Below are 7,044 nucleotides of genomic sequence, written 5' to 3'. Positions count from 1 at the left end.
CTCGTGACATCCCTCCAAGATTACATTATTAGCGCTTAATAACGCAACTAAGCACTAGAGCTTCCAAGATAGCATTCCCAAGCTGGAGCTTGGGAACTAGCGAAAACCTAGCATAAAAAACACTAAATTAGGAAGAAAACGAATGGATAACTTTGTTTTTCGTAAACACGACAATGTTGGTGCAGCAGCTGCAGAACATGACTCTCAGTTTCTTGACGACTGTTTTGTAGATACTGGAGACATTAAGTTTCTATTTGACAGAAAAAACCCGAAAAGAATTATAGTTGGCAGAACTGGAGCAGGAAAAACTGCGCTATTGTATCACTTAGCACATTCAAATAACAATGTAATTGAATTATCACCCCATGATTTATCACTTAATTTCATTGCAACCAATAAAGTATTGGCGTTCTTCGAAGAAGCAGGTGTTAATTTATCTCCATTCTACGTTCTCCTATGGAAACACTTACTTGTTGTAGAACTTATAAAAGCAAAATTTAAAATTAAGGACGAAGCGTCCTATAAAACTTTTATGAGAACAATCAGTTCAATTATAAGGAAAAAAGATAGAAATAAAGAATTAGCGATTGACTACTTTGAAACTTGGGGCAATAAATTTTGGTTAACCACTGAACAACGGATTCATGAATTAACTAGTCGAGTTGAACAGAGCCTGACTGCTGGTGTTAATGGAAAATTCTCTAATATCACCTTTAACGCCGAAGGAGCTAAAAAATTATCCGTTGAACAACGTGCCGAAGTCAAAGAACATGGGCTGGATGCCGTTTCAAAAGTACAAATACGTGAACTTGAGAATATGCTTACAGTTTTAGAGGATAACATCTTTGATGATGAAAAAAGGCCTTACTACGTAACAATAGACATGCTAGACGAAGATTGGGCCGATGACCGGATCAAGTTCAAACTGATTAGATCCTTAATTGATGTTGTCAATCGATTTAAACAATTATCAAATGTCAAAGTAGTTTTAGCAATTCGACACGACCTTCTATATAAAGTACTTCACCTAGAGACAATAGCAGGATTTCAAGAAGAAAAATACAAAGCACTTTACCTAAACTTAAAATGGGAAAAATCAGAGCTTGAAAAAATAGTACAATATAGAATCAATAAATTAATTAAGCATCATTACACAAAAGGCGACGTATCATTCAAAGATGTTTTCCCTGCTCATGTAGATACAAAAGATACTTTTGATTATATGCTAGAACGAACATTTTTCCGTCCAAGAGATATTATTGTATTTGTGAATGAGTGTTTAGAGTTATGTACTGGAAAACCAAGAATTACTGCAACCATAATTAAAGAAGCTGAAAATAACTATTCAGCCGAAAGATTACAATCGTTGTCAAATGAATGGAGCATAATATTGCCAGACCTAATGCATACATCTCGGCTTCTTTATGGATTAAAAGACCATTTTGAAGTTCGTATAATCACCCAAGATTTTTTAGCGGGAAAGTTTGAAGAAATTGTTTTTTCTCTAAATGAACAAAGCACGGACCCAATCACAAAATCCCTTTATAGCTTATACTCGGCTAAAAGCGCTAATTTTGACTCTGTACGAAACTATATTTTGCGGGAATTTTACGCAATAGGCCTTATAGGTATAAAGACAGGACCAACTGACTCCACGAGCTGGACTCGCACAAACAATCTTACAAGACTTGAAGCCGGCCAAATACGTCCAACATCAACTGTATTTATTCACCCAATGTTCTTTCGCGCTTTGGGCGTAAGATTGTAGCCGGTGTCGGAGGAGCTCGATGCGGTAAACAATGTGCACCGCATCAATCGCATTGGTGCTGTTTAATATTTACCAAACTTCAACCTCCATCCCCACTCACCATAGCCCATGACACGCAGCCGCTACCGAGTCCTGCAAAACCCTAGTCCGCACTTCCTGACTGTGACGATAAACCATTGGCTGCCTCTGTTTACCCGTCCAGCGACGGTGAATATCGTCCTGGATTCCTGGCGGTTTTTGCAGCGTGATAGCGGGTTTCAGTTGTACGGTTACGTGATCCTGGAAAACCACTTGCACCTGATCGCCGCTTCGCCGGATTTGAGCCGGGATATGCAGCGCTTTAAGGCTTATACCGCCAAGCAAATCATTGGTCATTTGCAGCAAAGCGGTGAGGCGCGGGTACTGGAATTGTTGGCGTTGTTGAAGCGGCCGCATAAGATCGAGAGCGAGTACCAGGTTTGGGAGGAAGGTAGCCATCCGCAGCTGATCGAATCCGAGGCAGCGATGCGGCAGAAGCTGGATTATATTCACCTTAATCCGGTCAAGCGCGGTTATGTGGATTTACCTGAGCATTGGCGCTATTCCAGTGCGCGTAATTATGCGGGAATGGCGGGCTTGATCGAGGTGGTTAAAGACTGGTGAGGATTTGGGAAGCTGGAGCTTCCGATGGCTGGGTTCCCAACCTGGAGCTTGGGAACCAGAGGCCTAAGGATCGGATTACATTCAGCAGTTTAAAGCAACAAAACTACAGTATTCTAGCCATGAGTAGCACTCTCTGGAGACCAGCCAGTGTCAGTGGTCGAGAGCTTCTGCGCGATGGCGCTACGGCTGAGGTAAAGCCAAGCACTTGTTTTCCACTTGGTTTATTCCTAAGCTAGCCGGCTATTTATCTCCATAGAAGACAGCCAATGCGCGGCATACACACGGAATCGAAAAAAGAAGTTTACGACGTCGTCGTCATTGGCGCGGGGATTGGCGGGCTGAGTACCGGCGCATTACTCGCGAAATCGGGCAAGTCGGTGTTGTTGGTGGAAAGGCACGACAGGCCGGGCGGTTATGCCCATGGCTTCAAACGCCGCCACTTTCATTTCGATGCCGGCGTACACCTGGTCAGTGGTTGCAGCCCGGAAGGATACGGCAACGGCAGCACCATGAATAAGATTTGCCTGGCGGTGGGCATAGATCCGGAGGAACTGTTTATCCCCGTACCATCATACGCCCGAGCGGTTTTTCCGGATTTCGAAATCCCCTTGCGAGCCGGCGAAGCAGCGTTCGTAGCCGGCTTAACCGAAAATTTTCCGGCAGAAAAGGAAGGTCTGCTGGCGCTGATCCGGCTTTGCAAAACACTGGCGGAAGAAGCCATGCTGGCCGAGGAAGTGTTGTCCCAAAGTAAGGCAACGCGGGTTTCGCCCATGCAAATGCTGGGCAATTTATTCCGCTACCGGCGCACCACGCTGGCGGAGGCACTGGACGAGTTTTTGGTGGATGCCCGCCTGAAAAGCGCTTGCGCGATGCTCTGGCCTTACTTGGGTTTACCGCCATCGCAACTGTCTTTCCTGTATTGGGCTTCGATGATGGCCGGATACACCTACGAAGGCGGCTATTACTGCCGGGGCAGTTTCCAGAATTACGCCGATCAACTGGCCGCCGCTATCGAAAACCAAGGCGGCGAAGTTTTGCTGAATGCTAGCGTGCGGCGGATTTGTGTCGAAGCCGGTAAAGCTTGCGGCATTGTTTTGGAAAACGGCCAGGTAATCCGGGCCGAAACGGTGGTTTCCAATATCGACATTCGCCAAACCGCCGAATTGTTGATCGGCCCGGAGCACTTGCCAAGCGGGTATGGCGAGGGCCTGGCAAAGCTTTCGCCGTCCTTGTCGATCTTCGCCTGCTACATCGCCACCGACCTGCCTCTGTCCGAGCAAGATCATGCCCATGAAGGGTTTTTCTTTGAATCGTTCGACCACGAAGCCAGTTATGCCTGCAGCCAATCCGGTCAGAGCAATTGGTTTTCGGCCACCCTGCCCTCCTTCGCCGATCCATCGCTCGCACCGCCCGGACAAAGCATCATGATGCTGACCACCTTGTGTCCATTTGACGTGGGGCAATCCTGGCGCATGGCCAAAAGCGGCTTTCAGCAGCGTTTGCTGGAAAAAGCCGAACGGCATTTTCCCGGCCTGAACGACCATTTGTTGGTCGTGGAGTCCGGCTCCCCGCGCACCCTGGAGCGCTACACCCTAAACCGCCAAGGCGCAGCCTATGGTTTTGCGCCCACCCCGGAGCAGATCGGCCCGAATCGCCCCAGCGTAGTCGGCGCCCTGCCCGGCTTGTTCCACACCGGCCATTGGACTCGGCCAGGCGGCGGGGTAGCTGGCGTCAGCGTGTCCGCCTTACTCGCCGCGCAGGCGGTACTGGGTATCGCTACGCAAGCGGATTTTTGGAAAACCTTAGGGCTGGACAACTAAGGACCTTAGACACTTATTTTGCACGGGAAAGAAGCGCCTGCATCCGCGCCAGTTTCGGCGATACCACCGGTACCGTCAGCATGGTACTGAGCACGGCCATCAACAACAAGGCAGTGAAAGTCTCGCTGCTTATTATTTGTTTATCCAGCAACACGTTGGCAAAGATAATCATGATCAAGGCTTTGGTTTGCAGCAGCCAACCTATTACAGACGCCTCGCCGCGCTGCCATTTCAGGATTTTTCCAGCGACATGAATGCCCAGCAATTTGCCGAACACCGACACCAATAGCAATAGGCCGGCGACCACCAACACCGCCGCCCCGCCCATGGCCCAATTGGTTTTCAAGCCGGTGCTCAGGAAAAACACTGGCATCACCGTCAGTAATAGATGGTGGCGTAACAAGTCCATCTGGGCTTGATTGAACCAATGGCCATCCAAGATAGCACCGGCCAAAAATGCCCCCACCATAAAATGCAAGCCGGCCCAGTCCGCGGCAAAGCCCGTCGCCGCCAGAGCGATGATGCCGACATACCAGCGGTCAAGCTCCGGCAGCCAGGCCATTAGTTTGCGAATCCCGTAGGCACTGATCGCAAAACCTAACAAAAACGCACCCTGCCGGCCTACCCGGTCCCAATCCAACAGAATCAAGGCCAGCACCGCCCAAATCGCTATATCGTCCATGCTGGCGTAACGCAAGATGCGTTGACCGATAGGTTGCCGCAGCACTGCCAATTTTTCCATCAGCAAAATCAGTATCGGCAACGCCGTCACTGCGCACGACATACCGATACCGACCACAAATTGCCAAGACATGGCCTTGGCACCCATCCAGCCCGGAAATAGCAGCATCCCCAAAGCGGCAACACACCCCAAGCCCAAGGGTACACCCAAGGCCAAGCCAGCCGTAATACTGGTTTCCAGCCGGTGTTGCCAGGCTTGGCGCAAATCCAACTCAATGCCGGCGACCCAGACAAACAACATCACCGACCACCAGGCGATGCCGTTCAGTGCCTGTATGACCTGGGTATTGAAAACAAAAGCATAGTAATCGGGAAATGCGCTGCCCAAGATACCCGGCCCCAACAAAATCCCGGTGATGATTTGCACCACCACCAAGGGCGCGAAGTAAGCGGTCCGGCCGATTCGCCAAATTAGGTACGGCAAGCTGTAGATAATGGTCAGGGCGATCAGAAATATTTCAGTCGTGTTCATAGTGCCAATCGTTTGGAGTCAGTCGCGTAAGGCAGGTATTATGGCAAATTTACCGCCGATGAACCGATGCAAGCCATTGCTTAGTACAGTGGCTCGAACAAAATTAAATCCACCGCCCCTAGTCCCGATTTTTCTTACACAGGCAAAACAGCATGTCACAATCTGAACGTTTCGATGCCGCCGTCATCGGCGGCGGTCCCGCCGGTACCAGCGCGGCGATCATCTTGGCCAAAGCCGGCAAGCACGTGGTGTTGTTCGAGCGCTCACGCTTTCCACGCTTTCAAATCGGCGAATCCTTGTTGCCGGCTTGCTGGGAGCTTTGGCGGCGGCTGGGCGTGACGGAAAAAATCGAAGCCGAAGGTTTTACCGTCAAGCAAGGCGCAAACTTCGGCATGTTCAATCAAAAACCCGATGTATTGCTGCTGACAGCGGAATATCCGGGGTATTTCGAACGACCCTATACCTATCACGTGGAGCGCGCCCGTTTCGATGAAATTTTGCTGGAGCATGCCGCCGAATGCGGCGTTGATGTGCGGCGGGAGTGGGCGGTGGCCGACGTATTATTCGACGGCAAACGAGCGATTGGCGTGAGCGCCGGCCCGAATGATTCTGACCCCGCGCCCATTCATGCTTCAGTGGTCATCGACGCTTCAGGGCGTGAGTCCCTGATCGCCCGTAAGTTAAACTGGCGACGCCCCTTACCGGAATTGAATAAAATCGCCCATTTTGCCCATTTCAAAGGTGGCTTTCGCCGCGACCCGCACGGTTTTATCAATTTTGGAGACGTGATAGACGGTTCGGTCACCACCGACATTCATACCATTGATGGCGGCTGGATTTGGTACATTCCGTTACGCGACGACATCGTCAGCGTCGGTGCGGTCTTGGATACCCGCTTTGCGAAAAACTTGGGCGATTCGCCGCAACAGCGCTTTGACGCCGCCATTCAAAGCTGCGACTGCGTGCAAGAGTGGCTGGCAGACGCAGAGCAAGCCATGGACATCAAAACCATTTCATCCATTGGCTATATGAACGAACGTTTTCACGGCGACGGCTTTATGCTGGTGGGCGATGCGTCGATGTTTGTCGATCCGGTATTTTCCGCCGGGGTAACGCTGGCGATGCGCAGTGGGGTTTACGCGGCCGACGCGGCGCTGGAAGGTTTTGCCAACTGCGACGATTTCAGTGCCGCGCGTTTCAGTCATTACGAAGCCCGCATCCGCGAACCGATGGGGCGGATCTTTCAAATGATCTACAACTGGTACCGAATCCTGGAACAAAAAGACGCCAACAATATCATCTTACGTTCCCGGCAAAGCCCCATGCTGCGCGAACGCTTTATTGTCTTGCTGTCCGGTGGTTATGACATGGTCAGCATGAAACAAATTCTGGAGGCCGGTCAGGAACCGAGTTCTACTTATTTGATTTCTTGAACTTGATTGGCGTTTTAAGTCAGCCAATTAAAAGACGCCCAAATATCCAAAGCTTACTAAGCTCCGTGCAGCTAGCCGCGTAACGTTAAGGCGATCTTAATATTGCCGGCTAAAATGACTTCGCCGACGGTTTTAAAACGTTGGCAACCTAATAACGACACTACCGAG

5 protein-coding genes are annotated in these 7,044 nt (G+C 50.0%); 4 read left to right on the top strand and 1 reads right to left on the bottom strand.

Going from position 1 to position 7,044, the window contains the following annotated elements:
- Positions 1 to 142 precede the first annotated feature (142 nt).
- From CWO84_RS05405 to CWO84_RS05395, 3 genes are all read left to right on the top strand, one after another.
- Positions 143 to 1,768, top strand: coding sequence for a hypothetical protein (locus CWO84_RS05405; RefSeq protein WP_101051971.1), 1,626 nt, complete (start codon positions 143 to 145; stop codon positions 1,766 to 1,768).
- A 108-nt stretch (positions 1,769 to 1,876) separates the two neighbouring features.
- The gene (locus CWO84_RS05400) at positions 1,877 to 2,410 is read left to right on the top strand and encodes a transposase (RefSeq protein ID WP_033156527.1); all 534 of its coding nucleotides are present in this window, start codon (positions 1,877 to 1,879) and stop codon (positions 2,408 to 2,410) included.
- Between the two features lie 266 nt (positions 2,411 to 2,676).
- The gene (locus tag CWO84_RS05395; protein WP_101051970.1) at positions 2,677 to 4,230 is read left to right on the top strand and encodes an NAD(P)/FAD-dependent oxidoreductase; all 1,554 of its coding nucleotides are present in this window, start codon (positions 2,677 to 2,679) and stop codon (positions 4,228 to 4,230) included.
- Positions 4,231 to 4,243: 13 nt separating this feature from the next.
- On the opposite strand, the gene CWO84_RS05390 is transcribed toward CWO84_RS05395, so the two are convergent.
- On the bottom strand, positions 4,244 to 5,443 hold the full coding sequence (locus tag CWO84_RS05390; protein ID WP_101051969.1) for a cation:proton antiporter: 1,200 nt from the start codon (positions 5,441 to 5,443) through the stop codon (positions 4,244 to 4,246).
- Between the two features lie 152 nt (positions 5,444 to 5,595).
- Here CWO84_RS05390 and CWO84_RS05385 point away from each other — a divergent pair, with 152 nt between their 5' ends.
- Entirely contained in the window at positions 5,596 to 6,876 is a 1,281-nt protein-coding gene (locus CWO84_RS05385; RefSeq protein WP_051669944.1) for an NAD(P)/FAD-dependent oxidoreductase, read from the top strand.
- Positions 6,877 to 7,044 lie beyond the last annotated feature (168 nt).

Source organism: Methylomonas sp. Kb3, from assembly GCF_002834115.1.
Taxonomy (GTDB): domain Bacteria; phylum Pseudomonadota; class Gammaproteobacteria; order Methylococcales; family Methylomonadaceae; genus Methylomonas; species Methylomonas defluvii.
This window is presented reverse-complemented; position numbering and strand designations above follow the sequence as displayed.